The following is a 23,164-nucleotide window of genomic DNA, read 5'->3' as shown; positions in this document are numbered from 1 at the left end:
ACCGCACGATCATTGCGTTCCTCGCGGAGGGCCGGGCAATCGTTGCGCAAGGGCTTTCGACCGTTGCGCGGCAGCTGGTCGGCGCAGGTCCCTGACGAGGAACGTGCAGGGGTCGACGCACGCGCGGGTCGTGCCGTCGGTGTCCTCGTACGACCATCGGTCGACGTGGTCGATCAGGGGCCGGTACCCGAGCCGGGCGTAGAGAGCGGCAGCGCGCGGGCTGTCCTTCGCGACGCCGAGGCCGACGACGGTGGCGCCCCGCTCCCGGCCGGTTCCTCGGCGGCGTGGCAGAGGGCCGTGCCGATGCCCCGTGAGCGGCCGAGGCGCGCGGCGCGGCAGACGTACCTCCGGGGCGTCGCAGCCGGTCCAGCGCGTCTCCGCGTGCCCGACGGGCCGCCCGTCCGGCCAGGCGACCAGGTACGTGCTCTCGCCCCGCCCTGGCGGACGAACCGGCGGGCGTGGAAGGACGTGGCCCCCGGCGAGCCGATGTGCCGGTCGAGGAGCGGGAGGTCGGCGGCCCGGCAGACAGTGATCTCCATGGTGTCCCTGCGCGCGACCGTAGCCGTCCGGGTACGGGAACGGCCCCCGGTTTTCCCGGGCAGTCCGGGTCGACGGGGGCCGTGCGCCAGGGAGGTGGGTCAGCTCCAGCTGGCGTGCAGCGGCTTGCCCTCGGCGTAGCCGGCGGCGCTCTGGACGCCGACGATGGCCTTCTCGGCGAACTCCTCCAGGGAGGCGGCGCCGGCGTAGGTGCAGGAGGAGCGGACGCCCGCGATGATCGAGTCGATCAGGTCCTCGACACCCGGGCGGGCCGGGTCGAGGAACATCCGGGAGGTGGAGATGCCCTCCTCGAACAGCGCCTTGCGGGCACGGTCGTACGCCGACTCCTCGGCCGTGCGGTTGCGCACGGCGCGCGCGGACGCCATGCCGAACGACTCCTTGTAGAGCCGGCCGCTCGCGTCCTGGTGGAGGTCGCCCGGCGACTCGTACGTGCCCGCGAACCACGAGCCGATCATCACGTTGGAGGCGCCGGCCGCCAGGGCCATCGCGACGTCGCGCGGGTGACGGACACCGCCGTCGGCCCACACGTGCTTGCCGTACTTCCTCGCCTCGGCGGCGCACTCCAGGACGGCGGAGAACTGCGGCCGGCCCACACCGGTCATCATGCGGGTGGTGCACATGGCGCCGGGGCCGACGCCGACCTTGATGATGTCGGCGCCCGCGTCGACGAGGTCCTTGACGCCCTCGGCGGAAACGATGTTGCCGGCGGCGATCGGGATCTGCGGGTCGAGGTCACGGACCAGCTTGATCGCGTTGATCATCGACTCCTGGTGGCCGTGGGCCGTGTCGATGACGAGCGTGTCGACGCCCGCGTCGAGCAGCAGCTTGGCCTTGTCCGCGAAGTCGCCGTTGATCCCGACGGCGGCGGCGATCCGCAGCCGGCCCCGCGCGTCGGTGGCCGGCGTGTACAGGGTGGCGCGCAGGGCGCCCTTGCGGGTGAGGATGCCGGCGAGCTTGCCCTCCGAGTCGACGGCGGGGGCGTAGCGCCGGTTGTGGTGGTCGAGGGTGTTGAAGGCCTCGCGCGGATCGATGTCCGCGTCGAGCAGCAGCAGGTCCTTGGACATGACCACTTCGAGCTGCGTGAAGCGGTCGACACCGCTGAGGTCGGTGTCGGTGACGACACCGACGGGCCGGCAGTCCTCGTCCACGACGACACCGGCGTTGTGCGCGCGCTTGGGCAGCAGGGCCAGCGCGTCGGCGACGGTCTGGTGCGGGGAGAGCACGATCGGGGTGTCCAGCACCAGGTGGCGGCTCTTCACCCAGGAGATGACGTCGGTGACGACGTCGATCGGGATGTCCTGCGGGATCACCACGAGCCCGCCGCGCCGGGCCACGGTCTCGGCCATCCGGCGGCCGGCGACGGCGGTCATGTTGGCGACGACCAGCGGGATCGTGGTGCCCGTGCCGTCCGGGGAGGCGAGGTCCACGCCCTGACGAGATCCGACCGCGCTGCGGCTCGGCACCATGAAGACGTCGTCGTAGGTGAGGTCGTAGGCGGGCTGGATGTCGTTGAGGAAACGCACGTGCTGCACATCCCAGTCGATCAGAGGTGACCCCCGGACAGGTCAGCCAGGGGGAAAAGCACGTACTTCAGTGTCCCATGAAGGCCCCGATGCCCTGCCCGGGAGATTCATCCAGGCTGGTCAGGGGGCGGCTCGGAGGAACCTCCAAGGGGGTGTTCCCGGACCGGCGCCAGGCGCCCGTACCCCCGCCGGGGGCGAGCCCGGCGTCAGGCGCCCGTACCGCCGCCGAGGGCGAGCGCCACGGACAACTCCGGCGTCTCGTCCACGGCCTGCGCGAACACCTGCTGGGCGAGTGCCCATTCCCGCGGCCGCGCCTCGGCGTACGGCCGCCAGCCCCGTACGACGACCAGCAGGCCGCGGCCTGCCGCCGCCGCGGGCCACACGCCCGGGTCGGAGAGGCAGTCGGCGAGCGCGTCCCAGTTGCGCCCGAACCAGTCGGGCAGCTCCAGGGCGCGGGCGGCGCGGTCCATCAGGCCTGCCTTGTCCGTGACCCCGCCGAGGTCCAGCGTGACGACGAACTCCGTCATCTCAGTACCGCCCTGCGTCGTAGTGATCGTCGGGAGACAGTGGCCCTCACCGACGGGACGATGCCGACGTGACGGTCGGCGCACCGTCCAGCCGGACTACATGCACATGACACACAGGGGGCGCGCCGTGACGGTCTGCCCGCCACGGCCCGCCCATGTGTGACGTTCCGTCAGACACCGTCCGGGTCGGACCGGTTGAGCGCCGGCTTCGGCGTCGGCCCGGCCGTCATCAGGTAGTCGGCGGCCGAGGTGTCCGTCACCAGGCTGGTGACGAGCCCGGACCTCAGCACCGCGTCGATCGCGGCCGCCTTCCGCTGCCCGCCCGCGATCGCGACGACCTCGGGGATACGGCGGAGCTGGTCGGCCTTGACCGTGATGCACCGCTCGCCCAGGTCGCGCCCGACCCGGCGGCCCTCGGCGTCGAAGAGGTGCGCGGACATCTCGGCGGCGACGCCGAGCGAGGCGTAGTGCCCCCGCTCCTCGTCGCTGAGCATGTCGTGCACCGTCGAGATGCCCGGCTCCCAGGAGCCGATGGAGACGCAGGCGACCGTGACCTTGTCGAAGTACTCGAAGGCCCGGGCGATCCCGGTCTGGTGGCGCAGCGCGGCCGCAGTGGCCGCGTCCGGCAGCAGCATCGGCGCGTAGATGGGGTGCGCGTCGCCGCCGGACACCTGGGCGGCGCGGCGGACGGCCTCGACCGAGCCGCGCTCGGCGGTCCCGGCGTCGTACACGCCCGTCAGCTGCACCACCGTGCACGGCGGCAGCCGGTCCAGCGCCGCCGCCATGTGGATCGTGGACCTGCCCCAGGCCAGGCCCAGGACGTCCCCCTCGTTGACCAGCTCGCCGAGCAGGTCGGCGGCCACTTCCCCCAGGTTCTCGGGATCGGGCGACTCCTCGACATCGGCCGGGGACTCGACCACGACGGCGTGCCTGAGGCCGTAGCGGGCGCGGAGCGCGTCGGAGCGCTCGGCGTCCAGTTCGGCCGGCACGCGGATCTCGATGCGTACGAGATCCCGTTCGAGAGCGGTTTCCAGGACCCGGGCCACCTTGAAGCGGCTGACGCCGAACTCCTCCGCGATCTGGATCTTGGACTTGCCCTCGAGGTAGAAGCGGCGGGCCATGGCCGCCGCCTGCACCAGCTCAGCGGGTCCCATCCGCATGGCTGACCGGCCCGCCGACATACCCGACACGGCGATCTCCTCACTGCTGTTCACACTCTGGATTCGCCGTTCATCCTCGCAGATCCGGCGCGGTCGATCAGCCCTGATGAGAGCCGTTCACGTAGCTGTGGCTCAGTGGTCGCATGCCCACGACGCCTTGGCGGTGGCCGCCTCCGCCTGTGCGCGCAGGGCGCGGACCGCCTCGGCCGGGTCCTCGGCCCCGTACACCGCCGATCCGGCCACGAAGACGTCGGCGCCCGCGTCGGCGCACCGCTCGATCGTCGAGGCCGAGACACCGCCGTCCACCTGGAGCCACAGCTGGAGGCCGTGCTTGCCGATCAGCTCACGGGTGCGGCGGATCTTGGGAAGCATGATGTCGAGAAACGCCTGACCCCCGAAGCCCGGCTCGACCGTCATGATCAGCAGCATGTCGAGCTCGGGCAGCAGGTCCTCGAACGGCTCGATCGGCGTCGCGGGCTTGAGCGCCATGGAGGCGCGGGCACCCTTGGCGCGGATCTCGCGGGCGAGTCGCACCGGCGCGGCGGCGGCCTCGACATGGAAGGTGACGGACGAGGCACCCGCCTCGACGTACTGCGGGGCCCACCGATCGGGGTCCTCGATCATCAGGTGGCAGTCCAGCGGGGTGTCCGTCGCACGGGCCAACGACTCCACGACCGGCACGCCGAGCGTGAGGTTCGGGACGAAATGGTTGTCCATGACGTCGACGTGGAGCCAGTCGGCTCCCGCGACCGCCTGTGCCTCGTCCGCGAGGCGGGCGAAGTCGGCGGACAGGATGCTGGGGTTGATCTGCGCGGCCATGCCCCAAGCCTGCCATGCGCTGCGCCGCGCCGGAACGGCGGACCCATGAGGCACGGTGGGCGCTTGGGCTGCCGGTCGGGTGCGGGTGGTCGCGCCCTTCCCCGCGCCCCTGGTCAGCGGCACGGTGGAGGGGCGGGGCGGCGGCTGCCCCGGGGCACCGCGCCGACCGGCCGGTTCCCCGGACTTCCACCGGGACCGGCCGGCCCCGCGCCCGCTCACCTCACGCGGTGCGTCGGATGACGGCCAGGTACATCGCGTCCGTCCCGTGCAGATGCGGCCACAGCTGGACGTCGGGGCCGTCGCCGAGGCCCGGCACGCCCGGCAGCAGCGGCCGGGCGTCGATCAGCTCGGCTCCCGGGTGCTGCTTGAGGGCGTCGGCGACGACGGCCCGGGTCTCGGCGAGGTGGGGCGAGCAGGTGGCGTATCCGACGACGCCCCCGACCCGTACGGACTCCAGCGCCGTCCGCAGCAGTCCGCGCTGCAGCGGCGCGAAGCCGTCCAGGTCCTCCGGCCTGCGTCGCCACCGCGCCTCGGGCCGTCGCCGCAGGGCGCCGAGCCCGGTGCAGGGCACGTCCATCAGGACACGGTCGAAGGCCCCGGGCCGCCACGGCGGACGCGTCCCGTCGGCGGCGATCACCTGGTACGGGCCCGGGTTCCCGTCGAGAGCCCTGGCCACGAGCCCGGCCCGGTGCGGCTGCTTCTCCGAGGCGAGCAGCACGGCGCCCCGCTCGGCCGCGAGGGCCGCCAGCAGCGCGGCCTTGCCCCCGGGCCCGGCGCACCCGTCGAGCCACTTCTCGTCGGGCCCGTCGAGCGGCGCGTTCGCCAGCGCGAGCGCCACCAGTTGGCTTCCCTCGTCCTGCACCCCCGCACGCCCTTCCCGTACGGCGTCGATGGCGCCGGGCTCGCCGCCCTCGGTGAGGCGTACGGCGTACGGCGACCAGCGCCCCGGCACGGCCGCCTCCTCGCGCAGCAGCTCGTCGACCGTGGCCCGCCCGGGCCGCGCGACCAGGGTCACCTCGGGCCGCTCGTTGTCGGCCTCCAGCAGGTCCTCGATGCCGGCGCGGCCGCCGCCGAGGGAGTCCCACAGCGCGGAGACGACCCACCGCGGGTGCGAGTGCACGACGGCGAGATGGTCCTCGGGATCGTCGTCGTAGGGCGGCGCCACCTTCTCGAGCCACGCGTCGAGATCGTGCTGCGCGATCTTGCGCAGCACGGCGTTGACGAACTTGGCCCGCCCGTCGCCCAGCACCACCCGCGCCAGCTCGACCGTGGCGGACACGGCCGCGTGCGTCGGGATCCGCGTCCCGAGCAGCTGGTGCGCGCCGAGCCCGAGGACGTCGAGCACGGGAGGATCGACCTCCCGCAGCGGCCGGTCGACACACGCGGCGATGATCGCGTCGTACGTCCCCTGCCGCCGCAGCGTCCCGTACACCAGCTCGGTGGCGAGGGCCGCGTCGCGTCCGTCGAAATCGCCGCCCTCGCGCGCCTTGCGCAGCAGCGGCGGCAGCACGAGGTTGGCGTACGCGTCCCGCTCGTCCACGGCCCGCAGCGCCTCGAAGGCGAGGATGCGGACGGGGTCCTTCTTGGGCCGACGGTAGGGCTTGCCGGTGGGGCGGGAACGGCGGGGCTGATCGCTCACGAAAAAGGTGCTCCGGATTGCGGGAAGGACGATGCGCCCAGCCTACGTCGGGCGGGCCGGGGCCCGTGCAGGAGCGTTACGCCCCGACGCGCTCGCCGTCCGCGATCCGCACCCCGCGGGCCCAGTCGGCCGCCCGCATCGGCTTCTTGCCCTGCGCCTGCACCCACAGCAGCTCGACGGCGTACGACCCGGTCCCGACGTGGACGCTGTTCTTGCCGACGGCCAGCGTTCCGGGAGCGAGGTCGTCGCGCCCGGGAACCGGCTGGACCTGGATCAGCTTCAGCCGCTCGCCCCGGAAGGTGGTCCAGGCGCCGGGAGCGGGCGTGCACCCGCGCACCACCCGGTCGACGCGCAGCGCCGGAGCGCGCCAGTCGACGTGCGCGTCCTCGACGGTGATCTTCGGAGCGAGGGAGACACCGTCGGCCGGCTGCGGTACGGCCTTCAGCGAGCCGTCCTCGATCCCGTCCATGGTGGCGGCGAGCAGCCCGGCGCCCGCGAACGCGAGCCGCGTCAGCAGGTCCCCGCTGGTGTCGGTGGACCGGATCTCCTCCGTGACCGTCCCGTAGACGGGCCCGGAGTCCAGCCCCTCCTCGATGAGGAAGGTGGAGGCACCGGTGATCTCGTCGCCCGCCATGATGGCGTGCTGCACGGGGGCGGCGCCCCGCCAGGCGGGCAGCAGCGAGAAGTGCAGGTTGACCCAGCCGTGGGCCGGGATGTCGAGGGCGACCCTGGGCAGCAGGGCGCCGTAGGCGACGACGGGGCAGCAGTCCGGTCCGATCTCCGCGAGCCGCTCCAGGAACTCCGGCTCCCGCGGCCGGGCCGGCTTCAGGACCTCGATCCCGGCCTCCTCGGCCCGCTGGGCCACGGGGGACGCGATCAGCCTGCGCCCCCGCCCCGCCGGAGCGTCGGGCCGCGTGACGACGGCGGCCACCTCGTGCCGCCCGGAGGCGATCAGGGCGTCCAGAGCGGGAACGGCGACCTCGGGGGTACCGGCGAAGACGAGCTTCATGGGTGGGCACGGGCCTCTCGGACGGGATGAGCTGTGGGCAACGCACAAGTTTATGGGCAGGGAAGGGAGGGGCGGCGGCGGAGGGCCGACGGCCGAGCCACGTGCCCCTCGCAGGGGGCGTACGCATATGCCCATACGCCCCCACACCGTGACCAGCGGAGCGAACCCGCGTTGGTCAAGGGGAGTTGACCACACAGGACCGCTCCCCACAGCGGTCCGACCCTTTCTCTTAACGCCGGTTCGAGAGGCTTGTTCATGGCCGACCACGCAACCCACGACGCCCAGGCCCGGGCCAGCCTGCACTTGCTGGTGCGGGACATCGAGCGGGTCCGCCGGCAGGTGGACGCACTGCGCACGCTGACCGCCCAGCTGGGCAACGTCTACCGCCCGCGCCGCTCCGGCCCGTCCACGGGCTTCGTCGTCTACGGACGCGCCCCCGCCCCCACGGTCCGCCTCGCGCAGGAGCTGCGGGACAGCGTCGAGACCCTGGTCACCGCGGCGGTCGACTTCGACCGCTCGCTCGGCTTCTCGTGGGACGCGGTGGGCTCCGCGCTCGGCGTCACCAAGCAGGCCGTCCACCGCCGTTACGGCTCCCGCCGCGCCGCCGCCCAGGCCACCGCCGAGACGGACCGTACGACCGAGACGTCGAGCACCCGCACGGTCAACGTGGGCACCGGCATCCCCGTGGTCCCGGCGGTCCCCGCCGCCCGCTCGATGCCGACCCAGCCGACGGCGGGCAGCCCGTCCCTGCGCGACGAGACGAGACCGTCGGCCCTCCCCGGCCCGCGCAACGGCTGACCCACGGCGGCCCCCCACCTGCCCTCTCGGCGCGCGGTCGAGAGGGCAGCCGCACGTCCGGCACCGAACGCCCCGAGCCGACGTCACACAGCGGCCCTGACCCGCGCCCCACGGCCCGTCACCCGATGTCGGGCGGATCGATCCGCACCCACACCGCCGCTCCCGCGGCCCCGCTCCCGCCCCGGGCCATCCGCGCGGCCTGCGCCGCCTTGAGCGCGGAGGCCAGCGCGGCCCCCCGGCCCGGCGGCACCCGGATCAACGCCCGCTCCCACTGCTCCCCGGGGGGCGGCGCCCCCGGCCGGCGCGCCCGCCCCGCAGGGGTCACGGGCAGCGGCACGGGCCCCAGCACCTCGGCCTCCCGAGGCAGCTCCACGGCGGCGAGGAACCCGGCCAGCGCCTCCTGCGCGCCCGCCACCGCCGCCATCCGCGACACCGGCGGGAACCCCAGCTCGGCCCGCTCGGCGAGCTCCCGCACGGCGTGCCCGACGGGATCCCACCGCACCAGCGCCTGCACGGGTCGCAGGGTCGGCTCGGCGACGACGACCACGGTCCCGCCGGACCCTTGCGGCCGTACCAGCGAGGCGGCCGCGATCCACCGTCGCAGCGCGTCCTCACCGGCCCGCAGGTCCGGCCGGGAGAGCATGGCCCAGCCGTCGAGCAGCAGGGCCGCCGCGTACCCGCCCTCGGCGACCGGTTCGGCACCCGGTGTGCTCACGACGAGCGCGGGTGTCCCCGGCACGGTGTCCAGCACGTGCTCACGCCCGGACGTCCGCACCGGGACCGCGGGAAAGGCCCGCCCCAACTCCTCGGCGGTCCGCCGCGCCCCGACGACCTGCGCCCGCAGCCGGAAGCCGCCGCACTCCGGACAGTGCCAGGCGCTTTCCTCCTGACCGCACCAGCCGCACCACAGCGCTCCACCGTCCCGCGCCTCCAACGGCCCGGCGCAGTGCCGGCAACGCGCCGGCGCCCGGCAGGCGGCGCACGCCATCCGCGGCACGTACCCCCGCCGCGGCACCTGCACGAGCACCGGCCCGTGCCGCAGCCCCTCCCGGACCGCCTGCCAGGCGAGCGTGGGCAGCCGGGCGGCCCGGGCGGCCTCGTCGCGTGCGAGGTCCTGGTCCCCCACCGTCCGCACCAGCGGAGCCGCGCCGCGCACCTGCTCCCGCGTGGCGACCAGTGGCCGCGCCCACCCGCTCTCCACGAGCTGCGCACCCTCGACGGTGCAGCTCCACCCGCCCATCAGGAAGGCGCACTTGTCCTGTGCGGCCCGCAGCAACAGCACATCCCGCGCGTGCGGCTGCGGAGCGTGCAGCTCACTGTGGCTGTCGTCCCCGTCGTCCCAGACGGCCACCAGCCCGAGGTCACGCACCGGGGCGAACATGGCGGCCCGCGTCCCCACGACCGCCCGCACCGCCCCCCGCCGCACGGCGAGCCACTCGGCGTACCGCTTCTCGGGCCCGGCGTCGGCGGTGAGCAGCGCGTGCCGCCCCTCCCCCAGCACCGCGGTCAGCGCGGCGTCCACCCGCGCGGCGGCCCGCCCGTCCGGTACGACGACCAGGGCCCCGCGCCCGGAGGCCAGCGTCGCGGCGACGGCCCGCGCGACCTCCTCGCTCCACCCGGGGCCCGGCAACGCGTTCCACACGGCCCGCGGTGACGCTCCCGAGGCCAGCGCACGCAGGAACGCGTCCCCGCGCTCGTACCGCGCCCAGGTCCCCACCGCCGGCATCGGCGGCGGGGGGAGCGGTGCGGGCGAGGGACGCCGCTCGGCCCGTGCGTTGCGCGGGGGCACGGCGAGCTGCAGCACGTCCGCCAGGCTCCCCGCGTACCGGTCGGCGACGGCCCGCGCCAGTCCGAGCAGCTCCGGACTCAGCACCGGCTCGGGCGACACCACCTGGGCCAGGGCGGCCAATGGTCCCGAGTAGTCCGACTCGGCGAGCCGCTCGATGAGGAACCCGTCGATGAGTCCCCCGCCCTCACGCCGTCCCTCCCGCACCCGGCCGCGCCCGGCCCCGAACCGCACCCGAACCCGCACCCCCGGCTGAGCGTCGGCGTCGAGCTCGGCGGGCACCGCGTAGTCGAAGTACCGGTCGAGATGCAGGACCCCCTTGTCGACGAGCACCCGGGCCACCGGCAGCTCCTCGGCCAACGCGGCCCCCCGCCACGTCCGCGGCTTGGCCCGCGGCACCTTGGCCTTGCGCACACTCTCCCGAATCAGCGCGAGCTGCTCCGGCGGCGCCCCTTCCCCGCCGCCGCCGTCCCCCTGCCCGTTCTCGCTGCTCACGCTTGCATTCTTACCAAACGGCACTGACAACCGGAGGGCCCGCGCGACTGCGCACCACCGGGAGTCCGGCCCCCTTCCAACGGGAGCGAGGCCCGAGACGATCGCGGCTCCCTGTCCCCCGACGCGGACGGGCCCGGCTCTCCACGAAGGAGAGCCGGGCCCGCTGAGTGCCCGGGTGCCTGACTACAGCCCCGCGGCTTCCCGCAGCGCCGCCACCCGGTCCGTGCGCTCCCACGTGAAGTCGGGCAGCTCACGGCCGAAGTGGCCGTACGCGGCGGTCTGGGCGTAGATGGGGCGGAGCAGGTCGAGGTCGCGGATGATCGCGGCCGGGCGGAGGTCGAAGACCTCGTCGATGGCCTTCTCGATCTTCTCGGGGTCGACCTTGTGGGTGCCGAAGGTCTCGACGAACAGGCCGACCGGCTCGGCCTTGCCGATCGCGTAGGCGACCTGGACCTCACAGCGCCCGGCCAGGCCCGCGGCGACGACGTTCTTCGCGACCCAGCGCATCGCGTACGCCGCGGAGCGGTCCACCTTGGACGGGTCCTTGCCGGAGAAGGCACCGCCGCCGTGACGGGCGAAGCCGCCGTACGTGTCGATGATGATCTTGCGGCCGGTCAGACCGGCGTCGCCCATCGGGCCGCCGATCTCGAAGCGGCCGGTGGGGTTGACCAGCAGGCGGTAGTTCTCGGTGTCGAGCTTGATGCCCTCGTCGAGGAGCGCCTTCAGCTCCGGCTCCACGACGAACTCGCGGATGTCGGGAGCGAGCAGCGAGTCCAGGTCGATGTCGGAGGCGTGCTGCGAGGAGACGACGACCGTGTCGAGGCGGATCGCCTTGTCGCCGTCGTACTCGATGGTGACCTGGGTCTTGCCGTCGGGGCGCAGGTAGGGGATGGTCCCGTTCTTGCGGACGTCCGACAGGCGCTTGGACAGGCGGTGGGCCAGGAAGATCGGCAGCGGCATCAGCGTCGGCGTCTCGTCGGAGGCGTAGCCGAACATGAGGCCCTGGTCACCGGCGCCCTGACGGTCCAGCTCGTCCTCGTCGCCCTCGACCCGCGACTCGTACGCCGTGTCGACACCCTGGGCGATGTCCGGGGACTGCGCGCCGATCGACACCGAGACACCGCAGGAGGCGCCGTCGAAGCCCTTCTTCGAGGAGTCGTAGCCGATCTCCAGGATCTTGTCCCGGACGAGCTGCGGGATCGGCGCGTACGCCTTGGTGGTGACCTCACCGGCCACGTGCACCAGACCGGTCGTGATCAGCGTCTCGACGGCGACCCGGGACGTCGGGTCCTCACGGAGCAACGCGTCGAGAATGGTGTCGCTGATCTGGTCAGCGATCTTGTCGGGGTGACCCTCGGTCACAGACTCCGAAGTGAACAGGCGACGGGACACAACGCTCCCTGGGGTTGCAGCGGCTGCTGGCTGATCATTGGCGGACGCGACGGAGGCTGCGCCCGGCGTCGTCCGTGAACAGTTTATCGGTCGCGCTTCACCACCGGCCCACCCGTCTCGCCTCTCGGGAGCGCTGTGACCTGCGGCACGGGCATTCTGCCGAATGCCGAGCACCGTTGGCCAGGGTCGCCACGCCCAATCGGGCAAGGTTGGTAGGGAACGGCGAAGCGCATCAAACAGTCAGCCCAGTCGTCCCGTCACCAGGTCCCACACGGTTTCGGCCAGTGCCTCCTTCGGTCCGTGCGGTACGGGGGTCTCGCTGCCGTCGGCGCCCAGGACAACGGCCTCGTTCTCCTCGGAGCCGAAGGTCTTGCGTTCCCCCACCTCGTTCACCACGAGCAGGTCGCAGCCCTTGCGCCGCAGCTTCGCCCGGCCGTTGGCCAGCACGTCGTCCGTCTCGGCGGCGAAGCCGACGACCACCTGGCCCGGGTGGGCGCGGTCGGCGGAGATCTCCGCGAGGATGTCCGGATTTCGTACGAGGACGATGGGCTCCGGCTCCTGGTCGTCCTTCTTCTTGATCTTGCCGGCCGCGTACGCCGCCGGTCGGAAGTCGGCGACCGCGGCCGCCATGACGACCGCGTCGGCGTCCGCGGCCGCCTTCAGGACCGCCTCGCGCAGCTGCACGGCCGTGCCGACCCGCACGACGTCGACACCCGCCGGGTCGGGCAGGCCGGTGTTGGCCGCGACCAGCGTCACCCGGGCGCCGCGGGCGGCGGCGGTGCGGGCGAGCGCGTAGCCCTGTTTGCCGGAGGACCGGTTGCCGAGGAAGCGGACGGGGTCGAGGGGCTCACGGGTGCCGCCGGCGCTGACGACGACATGACGGCCGGTGAGATCGGGCTCGCGGACTCCCCTGGCCAGGACGCGGCGGCAGACCTCGAAGATCTCGGCGGGGTCGGGCAGCCGGCCCTTGCCGGTGTCGACGCCGGTGAGGCGGCCGACGGCCGGCTCGATGACGACGGCGCCGCGACGGCGCAGCGTCGCCACGTTCTCCTGGGTGGCCGGGTGCTCCCACATCTCGGTGTGCATCGCCGGGGCGAAGACGACCGGACAGCGGGCGGTGAGCAGGGTGTTCGTCAGCAGGTCGTCCGCCAGGCCGTGGGCGGCCTTCGCGAGCATGTCGGCGGTGGCGGGGGCGACGACGACGAGGTCGGCGTGCTGGCCGATGCGGACGTGGGGGACCTCGTGGACGTCGTCCCAGACCTGCGCGGAGACCGGGTTCCCCGAGAGGGCGGACCAGGTCGCGGCGCCGACGAAGTGCAGGGCGGAGGCGGTGGGCACGACCCGCACGTCATGGCCGGATTCGGTCAGCCTGCGCAGCAGCTCGCAGGCCTTGTAGGCGGCGATGCCACCGCTGACCCCCAGAACGACCTTCGGCTTGTCCACCGTCTCTCCCCGAATCTCGGAAAACGCACGCCCCGGCTCCCGCGTACGCGTCCATGCTGCATCATCGCGGGGGCGACCCCGCACCCTCGAGCAGACCACAGGCCCGGCAGCAGCGCTGCCGGGCCTGTGGAAAAAACAACTGCGAGCCGAAGCTACTACTGAGCCGGGCCCTCGATGGCCTCGGAGGTCAGCAGGCCGGCGTTGATCTCGCGAAGGGCGATCGAGAGCGGCTTCTCGTGGACGTGGGTGTCGACGAGCGGACCGACGTACTCGAGGAGGCCCTCGCCGAGCTGCGAGTAGTACGCGTTGATCTGGCGGGCCCGCTTGGCCGCGTAGATCACGAGGCTGTACTTCGAGTCGGTGGCCTCGAGGAGCTCGTCGATCGGCGGGTTGATGATGCCCTCGGGCGCGGAGATGGAAGAGGACACGCTCTACCTTCCGATGGATGGGAAAAGACGGACGGTGACCACAGCACTCGTGATCACACGACATCCATCAAGGCTAGCAGCTCACGCGCCACATCCTCGACGGAGGTGTTGACCAGGGTCTCGTCGAACTCCGGCTCGGCCGCGAGTTCGACCTTCGCCGCGTCCAGACGACGTGCGATCACCTCGGGCGGCTCGGTGCCGCGTCCGGTGAGTCTGCGCACCAGCTCCTCCCAGGAGGGCGGAGCCAGGAACACCAGCTGGGCCTCCGGCATGGACTCGCGGACCTGCCGCGCGCCCTGGAGGTCGATCTCCAGCAGGACGGGCTCACCCGCCTCCAGGCGCTCCAGCACGGCCGCCCTCGGGGTGCCGTAGCGGTTGCCGGCGAACTCGGCCCACTCCAGCAGCTCACCGTTGGCGATCAGCTTGTCCATCTCGTCGTCGGTGACGAAGAAGTAGTGGACTCCGTGCTGCTCGCCCGGGCGGGGCTTGCGGGTCGTCGCCGACACCGAGAGCCAGACCTCGGGGTGTTCCTTGCGCATATGGGCGACGACCGTGCTCTTGCCGACCCCGGAGGGGCCGGAGAGCACGGTCAGCCGCGGACGTTCACTCATGCAGCGATTATTCCAGCTGTCCCGCAGTGCCCGGGACTGTCCGTCCGGAGCACCTCGGACTCACTTGGCGGTGTCGCCGAACTCACGCTCCAGAGAGGCGATCTGGTTGGAACCGAGGCCGCGCACACGACGGCTCTCGGAGATGCCGAGTCGCTCCATGATCTGCTTGGCGCGGACCTTGCCCACGCCCGGCAGCGACTCGAGCAGGGCGGAGACCTTCATCTTGCCGATGACGTCGTTTTCCTGACCCTGCTTGATGACCTCGTGAAGGGAGGCGCCGGAGTGCTTGAGTCGATTCTTGACCTCGGCCCGCTCCCGGCGAGCCGCGGCGGCCTTTTCGAGCGCGGCTGCGCGCTGTTCGGGGGTAAGGGGCGGAAGAGCCACGCCTACGTCACCTCGGATGTCGAACTGTCGGATACGGACCGGTGAGGAACCTAGTCGCCCCACACCTGGGGAGCCACGAGCAACACGCTTGCCCGTTCACTCTCCGTCGGAGACTAGCGGGCAACTCCGCCAGAGTCAGCGAGAACAGAGGAAAAGTCCTGGTCAGCCTCCGCCAGGACGGACATTTAGGACATAATGCCTCGGATTTGAGGATGTATCCAGGCTCAAGTCGGCCGTCGGCCGTCCGACGGAGTCCCCGGTCGGACGGCCGACGGCGCTCAGGCCTTTCCGACCGCCGTGCGGACCTCTTCCGCGAACCGGCCCGCGGCGTCACGCAGAGTGACCACGTCGGGACCGTGGCGCAACACTCCACGGCTCACGTTCGGTACGACGTTGCGCACCGCAGACCCGAACACGCGGGGCAGGTCCGCCGGGGTCGCCCCCTGGGCCCCGATGCCGGGCGCGAGGAGCGGACCGTTGAGGTCGAGGTCGTACGTCGACAGGTCGCCCAGTGTGGCGCCGACCACCGCCCCGAAGGAGCCCAGCGGCTCCTCCCCCGCGTTCTCGGCGGCCAGGTGCGCCAGCATCGTCGCCCCCACGTTCCGCCCGTCCGCGCGTACCGCGTGCTGCACCTCGCCGCCCTCCGGGTTGGAGGTCAGCGCCAGCACGAACAGCCCGGCACCGCTCTCCCGCGCCAGCGCGACGGCCGGGCTCAGCGAGCCGTAGCCCAGGTACGGCGAGACGGTGAGGGCGTCCGAGAACAGCGGGGCACCCTCGCGGAGGAAGGCCTCGGCGTACGCGGCCATGGTCGATCCGATGTCCCCGCGCTTGGCGTCCATGACCACCAGGGCACCGGCCGCCCGCGCCTCCTCGACCGACTTCTCCAGGACGGCGACACCGCGCGAGCCGAACCGCTCGAAGAAGGCGCTCTGCGGCTTCAGGACGGCGACCCGGTCGGCCATCGCCTCGACGACCGTCCGGCTGAACCGCTCCAGACCGGCGACGTCGTCGTCCAGGCCCCACTCGGCGAGCAGGGACGCGTGCGGGTCGATCCCGACGCAGAGCGGGCCGCGCTCGTCCATGGCCCGGCGCAGGCGCGCGCCGAAGGGCTCCAGAGTCATGCCGTGCTCCTCACGTCGGCGCCGACCGCGTCGGCCAGGGTGGCGTACGGGCTCGTCCGCAGCCGCGCCGCGAGCCCCTTGTGGATCGCGCGGCCCCAGAAGGGCCCCTCGTAGATGAAGGCGCTGTAGCCCTGGACGAGCGTGGCGCCGGCGAGGATGCGCTGCCAGGCGTCCTCGGCGTTCTCGATGCCGCCGACGCCCACGAGGGTGATGCGGTCGCCCACGCGCGCGTAGAGGCGGCGCAGCACCTCCAGGGAGCGCGCCTTCAGCGGTGCGCCGGACAGTCCGCCGGTCTCCTTGACCAGGGAGGGTTCGGACCGCAGGCCGAGTCCGTCGCGCGCGATGGTGGTGTTGGTGGCGATGATCCCGTCCAGGCCCAGCTCCACGGCCAGGTCGGCGACCGCGTCGACGTCCTCGTCGGCCAGGTCCGGCGCGATCTTCACCAGCAGCGGGACGCGGCGGTTCGTCACCGTGCGGTCGGCGGCCTCGCGCACCGCGCTGAGCAGCGGGCGCAGCGCCTCGGTGGCCTGGAGGTTGCGCAGACCGGGGGTGTTCGGCGAGGAGACGTTGACCACCAGGTAGTCGGCGTACGGGGCGAGCCGCTCGGTCGACTTCACGTAGTCGGCGACGGCCTCGGCCTCCGGGACGACCTTGGTCTTGCCGATGTTGACGCCCACGACCGTCTTGAAGACGGGCTCGCGGGAGGCCAGGCGGGCGGCCACGGCCAGCGAGCCCTCGTTGTTGAAGCCCATCCGGTTGATCAGCGCCCGGTCGGGGACCAGCCGGAACAGCCGCTTCCTGGGGTTGCCGGGCTGCGGCTCCCCGGTGACGGTGCCGATCTCGACGTGGTCGAAGCCCAGCATCGACATCCCGTCGATGGCGACCGCGTTCTTGTCGAAGCCGGCGGCGAGCCCGAAGGGGCCGTGCATGCGCAGTCCGAAGGCCTCGGTGCGCAGCTCCCGGTAGCGGGGCGCGAGCGCGGCCGCGACGAAGGTGCGCAGCACGGGGACGCTGACCGCGAGGCGGATCCAGCGGAAGGCGAGGTGGTGGGCCTTCTCCGGGTCCATCCGTTGGAACACCAGACGGAAGAAGAGCTTGTACATCTCGGGAGTCCTCAAGGGTCCTCATGACGAGGGGGACACCGTTTCCGGTGTCCCCCTCGTCGGCTGCTAGTCGCGGGCCGCGGTCAGGTGTTCCGCGTGTTCCTGGAGGGAACGGACGCCCACGTCACCGTGGTTGAGGGCGTCGATGCCCTGGACGGCGGCGGCGAGCGCCTGGACCGTCGTCAGGCACGGCACGGACCGCGCCACGGCCGCCGTACGGATCTCGTAGCCGTCGAGGCGGCCGCCGGTGCCGTACGGGGTGTTGACGATGAGGTCGACCTCGCCGTCGTGGATGAGCTGGACGATGGTCTTCTCACCGTTGGGGCCGGTGCCCTCGGACTGCTTGCGCACGACCGTGGCGTTGATGCCGTTGCGCTTGAGGACCTCGGCGGTGCCGGAGGTGGCGAGCAGCTCGAAGCCGTGGCCGACCAGCTCACGGGCCGGGAAGATCATCGAGCGCTTGTCGCGGTTGGCGACCGAGATGAACGCGCGGCCCTTGGTCGGCAGCGGGCCGTAGGCACCCGCCTGCGACTTGGCGTACGCCGTGCCGAAGACGGAGTCGATGCCCATGACCTCGCCGGTGGAGCGCATCTCCGGGCCGAGGACGGTGTCGACGCCGCGTCCGGAGGTGTCCCGGAAGCGGCTCCACGGCATCACTGCCTCCTTGACGGAGATCGGCGCGTCCAGCGGCAGCTCGCCGCCGTCGCCGGTCGCCGGGAGCAGGCCCTCGGCGCGCAGCTCGGCGACGGTCGCGCCCAGGGAGATCCGCGCGGCGGCCTTGGCCAGCGGCACCGCGGTCGCCTTCGAGGTGAACGGCACCGTGCGGGACGCGCGCGGGTTGGCCTCCAGCACGTAGAGGATGTCGCCGGCCATCGCGAACTGGATGTTGATCAGGCCGCGCACGCCGACGCCCTTGGCGATGGCCTCGGTGGAGGCGCGCAGCCGCTTGATGTCGAAGCCGCCGAGGGTGATCGGGGGCAGGGCGCACGCCGAGTCGCCGGAGTGGATGCCGGCCTCCTCGATGTGCTCCATGACGCCGCCGAGGTACAGCTCCTCGCCGTCGTAGAGCGCGTCGACGTCGATCTCGATGGCGTCGTCGAGGAAGCGGTCGACGAGGACCGGCCGGGTGGGGCTGATCTCGGTCGACTCGGCGATGTAGGAGGACAGCCGGGCCTCGTCGTAGACGATCTCCATGCCGCGGCCGCCGAGGACGTACGACGGCCGGACGAGGACCGGGTAGCCGATCTCGTCGGCGATGGCCTTGGCCTCGGCGAAGGTGGTGGCCGTGCCGTGCTTCGGGGCCGGCAGGCCCGCCTCGGCGAGCACGCGCCCGAAGGCGCCCCGGTCCTCGGCGGCGTGGATCGCCTCGGGGGAGGTGCCGACGATCGGCACGCCGTTGTCCTTCAGCGCCTGCGCCAGGCCCAGCGGGGTCTGGCCGCCGAGCTGGACGACGACACCGGCGATCGGGCCGGCCTGCGCCTCCGCGTGGACGATCTCGAGCACGTCCTCCAGCGTCAGGGGCTCGAAGTACAGCCGGTCGGAGGTGTCGTAGTCGGTGGAGACGGTCTCCGGGTTGCAGTTGACCATCACGGTCTCGTACCCGGCCTCGGACAGCGCGAAGGAGGCGTGGACGCAGGAGTAGTCGAACTCGATGCCCTGGCCGATGCGGTTCGGGCCGGAGCCCAGGATGATGACGGCCGGCTTCTCGCGCGGCGCGACCTCGCTCTCCTCGTCGTAGGAGGAGTAGAAGTACGGCGTCTTCGCGGCGAACTCGGCGGCGCAGGTGTCGACCGTCTTGTAGACGGGGCGGACGCCCAGCGCGTGCCGCACCTCACGGACGACGTCCTCGCGCAGCCCGCGGATCTCGGCGATCTGCTGGTCGGAGAAGCCGTGCCGCTTGGCCTCGGCGAGCAGGTCGACGTCCAGTCGCTCCGCGGCGGCCAGCTCGTCCGCGATCTCCTTGATCAGGAAGAGCTGGTCGACGAACCAGGGGTCGATCTTCGTGTACTCGAAGACCTCCTCGGGCGTGGCACCGGCGCGGATGGCCTGCATGACGGTGTTGATCCGGCCGTCGGTGGGGCGGACGGCCGCGCGCAGCAGCTCGTCCTTGTCGCCGGGCTCGCCGACGAAGGTGAACTGGCTGCCCTTCTTCTCCAGCGAGCGCAGCGCCTTCTGGAACGCCTCGGTGAAGTTGCGGCCGATGGCCATGGCCTCGCCCACCGACTTCATGGTGGTCGTCAGGGTCGAGTCCGCCGAGGGGAACTTCTCGAAGGCGAACCGGGGCGCCTTCACGACCACGTAGTCGAGGGTCGGCTCGAAGGAGGCCGGGGTCTCCTGCGTGATGTCGTTCGGGATCTCGTCGAGGGTGTAACCGACGGCGAGCTTGGCGGCGATCTTGGCGATCGGGAAGCCGGTCGCCTTGGAGGCCAGCGCCGAGGAACGCGACACACGCGGGTTCATCTCGATGACGATCACACGACCGTCCTCGGGGTTCACCGCGAACTGGATGTTGCAGCCGCCGGTGTCGACGCCGACCTCGCGGATGACGGCGATGCCGATGTCGCGGAGGATCTGGTACTCGCGGTCGGTCAGCGTCATCGCGGGCGCGACGGTGATCGAGTCCCCGGTGTGGACGCCCATCGGGTCGAAGTTCTCGATGGAGCAGACGACCACGACGTTGTCGTGCTTGTCGCGCATCAGCTCCAGCTCGTACTCCTTCCAGCCGAGGATGGACTCCTCCAGGAGCACCTCGGTGGTCGGCGAGAGGGTGAGGCCCTGGCCGGCGATGCGGCGCAGCTCCTCCTCGTCGTGGGCGAAGCCGGAGCCGGCGCCGCCCATGGTGAAGGAGGGACGGACCACGACCGGGTAGCCGCCGAGCGTGTCGACGCCGGCGAGGACCTCGTCCATGGTGTGGCAGATGACCGAGCGGGCGGACTCGCCGTGCCCGATCTTGCGGCGGACCTCCTCCACGACCGCCTTGAACTGGTCGCGGTCCTCGCCCTTGTGGATGGCCTCGACCTTGGCGCCGATCAGCTCGACGCCGTACTTCTCCAGGACGCCGTTCTCGGCCAGCGAGATGGCCGTGTTCAGGGCCGTCTGACCGCCCAGGGTGGGCAGCAGGGCGTCCGGCCGCTCCTTGGCGATGATCTTCTCGACGAACTCCGGGGTGATCGGCTCGACGTAGGTGGCATCGGCGATCTCCGGGTCGGTCATGATCGTCGCCGGGTTGGAGTTGACCAGGATGACGCGCAGGCCCTCGGCCTTGAGCACGCGGCACGCCTGGGTGCCGGAGTAGTCGAACTCGGCGGCCTGGCCGATGACGATCGGGCCGGAGCCGATGACCAGGACGGACTGGATATCGGTGCGCTTAGGCACGCTGGCCCTCCATCAGGGAAACGAAGCGGTCGAACAGGTAGGCGGCGTCGTGCGGGCCGGCGGCCGCTTCGGGGTGGTACTGGACGGAGAAGGCCGGCTGGTCGAGCAGCTGCAGCCCCTCCACGACGTTGTCGTTGAGGCAGACGTGGGAGACCTCGGCACGCCCGAACTTGGTGTCGCTGACCTTGTCGAGCGGCGCGTCCACGGCGAAGCCGTGGTTGTGGGCGGTGACCTCGACCTTGCCGGTCGTACGGTCCTGGACCGGCTGGTTGATGCCGCGGTGGCCGTACTTCAGCTTGTAGGTGCCGAAGCCGAGGGCGCGGCCGAGGATCTGGTTGCCGAAGCAGATGCCGAACAGCGGCGTCCTGCGCTCGAGCACCTCGCTCATCAGCGCCACGGGACCGTCGGCGGTGGCCGGGTCGCCGGGGCCGTTGGAGAAGAACACGCCGTCGGGGTTCACGGCGTACACCTCGTCGGCCGTGGCCGTCGCGGGCAGCACGTGCACCTCGATGCCGCGCTCGGCCATGCGGTGCGGGGTCATGCCCTTGATGCCGAGGTCGATGGCGGCGACGGTGAAGCGCTTCTCGCCGACCGCCGGGACGACGTAGGCCTCCTGGGTGGCGACCTCCTCGTACAGGCTCGCGCCCTTCATCTGCGGCTGGGCCTGCACGCGCGCGACGAGCTCCGCCTCGGGGGCGATCGCCTCACCGGAGAAGATGCCGGCGCGCATGGAGCCGCGCTCGCGCAGATGACGGGTGAGGGCACGGGTGTCGATGCCGGAGATCCCGACGACGCCCTGGGCGACCAGCTCGTCGTCGAGGGAGCGCTTGGCCCGCCAGTTGGAGGGCACGCGCGCGGGATCGCGCACGACATAGCCGGAGACCCAGATGCGTCCGGACTCGTCGTCCTCGTCGTTCCAGCCGGTGTTGCCGATCTGCGGGGCGGTCGCCACGACGATCTGGCGATCGTACGACGGGTCGGTGAGGGTCTCCTGGTAGCCGGTCATGCCGGTGGAGAACACCGCTTCGCCGAAGGTCTCCCCCACGGCCCCGTAGGCGCGGCCGCGGAAGGTCCGGCCGTCCTCCAGGACGAGTACGGCGGGTGCCTTGGTGGCTCCCCTGGTGGAGGTCGTCATCGTGCGCCTTCCGTTTCCGTCTGAGTTTCCGTCTTGCTGGTCATGGAGTTGATGGCATCGACCCACTCGCCGTGCTCGGCCGCGTGGTCCGAGCGGAACCCGGAGTCGATCAGCCGGTCACCGTGCGCCCAGGTCACCACGAGCAGTCCGCCCTCGGTGAGCACCTTGCCGGCGATGCCCTTGTCGAGCCGGGCCTCGCGCAGCGCGGCGGCGGGGACGAAGAAGTCGGTCGCGCCGGGGCGTACGACGTCCAGTCCCGCGTCCGTCAGGGTGAGCTCGACCCTGCTGCGGGTGCCCAGGCCCTGCGCCACGATGCGGTCGAGCCACTGCCCGGCGGTGGTGGAGCCGTGGTAGCGGCCGCTCATCGTCAGTCTCGCCCGGCCGGGCTCGTCCGGCGCGCCGGGCAGCGCGGGCAGGTCCCCCTGGAGCGTGCCGCGCCACTTCCAGCCCTCGCGCATCAGCCAGTAGACGAGCGCGACGAACAGGGCCAGGCCGACGACCCAGCCGATACGGGCGGCCCAGTCGGTCACTTCGGCCGATTCCCTCTCGGCCGCGAGCAGGATTACAGGTGTCACGTGAGCTTCCCGTCGACGAGCGTGGCCTTGCCCCGGAGCCACGTGTGCGTCACACGGCCCGGCAGCTCGCGCCCCTCGTACGGGGTGTTCCGGCTGCGCGAGGCGAAGCCCGCGGGGTCCACCGACCCACGGTATGCCGTGTCGACGAGCGTGAGGTTGGCGGGCTCACCTGCCGAGACGGGACGCCCGTGGCCCCTGGCCTGCCCGATCCGGGCGGGCGTGAAGGACATGCGGTCGGCGACCCCGGCCCAGTCGAGGAGCCCGGTCTCCACCATCGTCTCCTGGACCACCGACAACGCGGTCTCCAGGCCGACCATGCCCATGGCGGCCGCGGCCCACTCGCAGTCCTTGTCCTCGTGCGGGTGCGGGGCGTGGTCGGTGGCGACGATGTCGATCGTGCCGTCGGCGAGGGCCTCGCGCAGGGCGAGCACGTCCCGTTCGGTGCGCAGCGGCGGGTTGACCTTGTAGACCGGGTTGTAGGTGCGCACCAGCTCGTCGGTGAGGAGCAGGTGGTGCGGGGTGACCTCGGCGGTGACCCGGATGCCGCGGGACTTGGCCCAGCGGACGATCTCGACCGAGCCCGCGGTCGACAGGTGACAGATGTGGACGCGGGAGCCGACGTGCTCGGCGAGCAGGACATCCCGGGCGATGATCGATTCTTCGGCCACCGCGGGCCAGCCCCCGAGCCCCAGCTCGGCGGAGACGACGCCCTCGTTCATCTGGGCGCCCTCGGTCAGCCGCGGCTCCTGCGCGTGCTGGGCGACGACCCCGCCGAAGGCCTTCACGTACTCCAGGGCGCGCCGCATGATCACGGCGTCGTCGACGCACTTGCCGTCGTCGGAGAAGACGGTGACACCGGCCGCCGACTCGTGCATGGCGCCCAGTTCGGCGAGCTTCCTGCCCTCCAGGCCGACGGTGACGGCACCGATGGGCTGCACGTCGCAGTAGCCGTGCTCCTGGCCGAGCCGGTAGACCTGCTCGACGACGCCGGCGGTGTCGGCGACCGGGAAGGTGTTGGCCATGGCGAACACGGCGGTGTAACCACCGGAGGCGGCCGCGCGGGTGCCGGTCAGGACGGTCTCGGAGTCCTCGCGGCCCGGCTCGCGCAGATGGGTGTGCAGGTCGACCAGGCCGGGCAGCAGCACCTTGCCTGCGGCCTCGACGACCTCGGCGCCCTCGGCGGTCAGCCCGTTGCCGACGGCCTCGATGACCTCGCCGTCGATCAGCACGTCCTGCGGCTCGCCGCCGAGCACCTTCGCGCCACGGATCAGGATCTTGCTCAT

The 23,164-nt window shown here is 72.2% G+C and carries 19 protein-coding genes and 1 pseudogene; 1 reads left to right on the top strand and 19 read right to left on the bottom strand.

The features are described 5' to 3' along the window. Nucleotides 1-9 precede the first annotated feature (9 nt). The 7 genes and pseudogenes from ACIBBD_RS30580 to fmt form a co-directional block, all read right to left on the bottom strand. Nucleotides 10-539, bottom strand: a pseudogene (locus tag ACIBBD_RS30580) (GNAT family N-acetyltransferase). Between the two features lie 99 nt (nt 540-638). Beyond that, on the bottom strand, nt 639-2,081 hold the full coding sequence (locus ACIBBD_RS30575) for a GuaB1 family IMP dehydrogenase-related protein (protein WP_399422866.1): 1,443 nt from the start codon (nt 2,079-2,081) through the stop codon (nt 639-641). 206 nt (nt 2,082-2,287) lie between these two features. Then, the gene (locus ACIBBD_RS30570; RefSeq protein WP_399422800.1) at nt 2,288-2,608 is read right to left on the bottom strand and encodes a barstar family protein; all 321 of its coding nucleotides are present in this window, start codon (nt 2,606-2,608) and stop codon (nt 2,288-2,290) included. A gap of 170 nt (nt 2,609-2,778) precedes the next feature. Continuing rightward, nucleotides 2,779-3,822 (bottom strand): sugar-binding transcriptional regulator, encoded by a 1,044-nt coding sequence (locus tag ACIBBD_RS30565; protein WP_399422799.1) that lies wholly within the window; start codon nt 3,820-3,822, stop codon nt 2,779-2,781. A 78-nt stretch (nt 3,823-3,900) separates the two neighbouring features. Then, the gene (gene rpe / locus ACIBBD_RS30560; RefSeq protein ID WP_399422798.1) at nt 3,901-4,587 is read right to left on the bottom strand and encodes a ribulose-phosphate 3-epimerase; all 687 of its coding nucleotides are present in this window, start codon (nt 4,585-4,587) and stop codon (nt 3,901-3,903) included. 220 nt (nt 4,588-4,807) lie between these two features. Further along, entirely contained in the window at nt 4,808-6,226 is a 1,419-nt protein-coding gene (locus ACIBBD_RS30555; protein ID WP_399422797.1) for an RsmB/NOP family class I SAM-dependent RNA methyltransferase, read from the bottom strand. Nucleotides 6,227-6,302: 76 nt separating this feature from the next. Continuing rightward, nucleotides 6,303-7,235 carry a methionyl-tRNA formyltransferase gene (fmt, locus tag ACIBBD_RS30550; RefSeq protein WP_399422796.1) on the bottom strand — a complete coding sequence of 311 codons (933 nt, stop codon included), beginning with the start codon at nt 7,233-7,235 and terminating at the stop codon, nt 6,303-6,305. A gap of 255 nt (nt 7,236-7,490) precedes the next feature. Here fmt and ACIBBD_RS30545 point away from each other — a divergent pair, with 255 nt between their 5' ends. Next, a complete protein-coding gene (locus ACIBBD_RS30545) occupies nt 7,491-8,033 on the top strand; it encodes a hypothetical protein (protein ID WP_399422795.1) in 543 nt (180 codons plus the stop codon). Nucleotides 8,034-8,151: 118 nt separating this feature from the next. Here the strand turns inward: ACIBBD_RS30545 and ACIBBD_RS30540 are convergent, their stop codons facing one another. From ACIBBD_RS30540 to ACIBBD_RS30485, 12 genes are all read right to left on the bottom strand, one after another. Beyond that, a complete protein-coding gene (locus ACIBBD_RS30540) occupies nt 8,152-10,314 on the bottom strand; it encodes a primosomal protein N' (RefSeq protein WP_399422794.1) in 2,163 nt (720 codons plus the stop codon). A gap of 183 nt (nt 10,315-10,497) precedes the next feature. Then, entirely contained in the window at nt 10,498-11,706 is a 1,209-nt protein-coding gene (gene metK, locus ACIBBD_RS30535) for a methionine adenosyltransferase (RefSeq protein ID WP_399422793.1), read from the bottom strand. 240 nt (nt 11,707-11,946) lie between these two features. Beyond that, the gene (gene coaBC / locus ACIBBD_RS30530; RefSeq protein ID WP_399422792.1) at nt 11,947-13,149 is read right to left on the bottom strand and encodes a bifunctional phosphopantothenoylcysteine decarboxylase/phosphopantothenate--cysteine ligase CoaBC; all 1,203 of its coding nucleotides are present in this window, start codon (nt 13,147-13,149) and stop codon (nt 11,947-11,949) included. A gap of 155 nt (nt 13,150-13,304) precedes the next feature. Next, nucleotides 13,305-13,577, bottom strand: a complete 273-nt coding sequence (gene rpoZ, locus ACIBBD_RS30525) for a DNA-directed RNA polymerase subunit omega (RefSeq protein WP_003977348.1) — start codon at nt 13,575-13,577, stop codon at nt 13,305-13,307. 53 nt (nt 13,578-13,630) lie between these two features. After that, nucleotides 13,631-14,188 carry a guanylate kinase gene (gene gmk / locus ACIBBD_RS30520; RefSeq protein WP_391647024.1) on the bottom strand — a complete coding sequence of 186 codons (558 nt, stop codon included), beginning with the start codon at nt 14,186-14,188 and terminating at the stop codon, nt 13,631-13,633. 60 nt (nt 14,189-14,248) lie between these two features. Beyond that, nucleotides 14,249-14,572, bottom strand: a complete 324-nt coding sequence (locus ACIBBD_RS30515; RefSeq protein WP_189936491.1) for an integration host factor — start codon at nt 14,570-14,572, stop codon at nt 14,249-14,251. Between the two features lie 278 nt (nt 14,573-14,850). Continuing rightward, the gene (gene pyrF, locus ACIBBD_RS30510; RefSeq protein WP_399422791.1) at nt 14,851-15,693 is read right to left on the bottom strand and encodes an orotidine-5'-phosphate decarboxylase; all 843 of its coding nucleotides are present in this window, start codon (nt 15,691-15,693) and stop codon (nt 14,851-14,853) included. After that, on the bottom strand, nt 15,690-16,796 hold the full coding sequence (locus ACIBBD_RS30505) for a quinone-dependent dihydroorotate dehydrogenase (protein WP_399422789.1): 1,107 nt from the start codon (nt 16,794-16,796) through the stop codon (nt 15,690-15,692). The genes pyrF and ACIBBD_RS30505 overlap by 4 nt, the downstream gene beginning before the upstream one ends. Nucleotides 16,797-16,862: 66 nt before the next feature. After that, nucleotides 16,863-20,171, bottom strand: coding sequence for a carbamoyl-phosphate synthase large subunit (gene carB / locus ACIBBD_RS30500; protein ID WP_399422788.1), 3,309 nt, complete (start codon nt 20,169-20,171; stop codon nt 16,863-16,865). Then, a complete protein-coding gene (carA, locus tag ACIBBD_RS30495; protein ID WP_399422787.1) occupies nt 20,164-21,306 on the bottom strand; it encodes a glutamine-hydrolyzing carbamoyl-phosphate synthase small subunit in 1,143 nt (380 codons plus the stop codon). Before carA ends, carB begins: the two co-directional genes overlap by 8 nt. After that, complete coding sequence (locus ACIBBD_RS30490; protein WP_399422786.1) at nt 21,303-21,881, bottom strand: hypothetical protein; 579 nt, start codon at nt 21,879-21,881, stop codon at nt 21,303-21,305. The genes carA and ACIBBD_RS30490 overlap by 4 nt, the downstream gene beginning before the upstream one ends. Continuing rightward, nucleotides 21,878-23,164 carry a dihydroorotase gene (locus tag ACIBBD_RS30485; protein ID WP_399422785.1) on the bottom strand — a complete coding sequence of 429 codons (1,287 nt, stop codon included), beginning with the start codon at nt 23,162-23,164 and terminating at the stop codon, nt 21,878-21,880. Before ACIBBD_RS30485 ends, ACIBBD_RS30490 begins: the two co-directional genes overlap by 4 nt.

The sequence above is a fragment of the Streptomyces sp. NPDC051315 genome (genome assembly GCF_044455165.1).
Taxonomy (GTDB): domain Bacteria; phylum Actinomycetota; class Actinomycetes; order Streptomycetales; family Streptomycetaceae; genus Streptomyces.
Note: the sequence above shows the minus strand (reverse complement) of the source record. Positions and strands in the feature narration are given on the sequence as shown.

Excerpts from the sequence above, each read along its gene's own strand:
- ACIBBD_RS30570 (WP_399422800.1), bottom strand. The coding sequence starts at position 2,608 with ATGACGGAGTTCGTCGTCACGCTGGACCTCGGCGGGGTCACGGACAAG.
- ACIBBD_RS30505 (WP_399422789.1), bottom strand. The coding sequence starts at position 16,796 with ATGTACAAGCTCTTCTTCCGTCTGGTGTTCCAACGGATGGACCCGGAG.
- carA (WP_399422787.1), bottom strand. The coding sequence starts at position 21,306 with ATGACGACCTCCACCAGGGGAGCCACCAAGGCACCCGCCGTACTCGTC.
- gmk (WP_391647024.1), bottom strand. The coding sequence starts at position 14,188 with ATGAGTGAACGTCCGCGGCTGACCGTGCTCTCCGGCCCCTCCGGGGTC.
- ACIBBD_RS30545 (WP_399422795.1), top strand. The coding sequence starts at position 7,491 with ATGGCCGACCACGCAACCCACGACGCCCAGGCCCGGGCCAGCCTGCAC.
- rpe (WP_399422798.1), bottom strand. The coding sequence starts at position 4,587 with ATGGCCGCGCAGATCAACCCCAGCATCCTGTCCGCCGACTTCGCCCGC.
- ACIBBD_RS30485 (WP_399422785.1), bottom strand. The coding sequence starts at position 23,164 with ATGAGCAAGATCCTGATCCGTGGCGCGAAGGTGCTCGGCGGCGAGCCG.
- fmt (WP_399422796.1), bottom strand. The coding sequence starts at position 7,235 with ATGAAGCTCGTCTTCGCCGGTACCCCCGAGGTCGCCGTTCCCGCTCTG.
- pyrF (WP_399422791.1), bottom strand. The coding sequence starts at position 15,693 with ATGACTCTGGAGCCCTTCGGCGCGCGCCTGCGCCGGGCCATGGACGAG.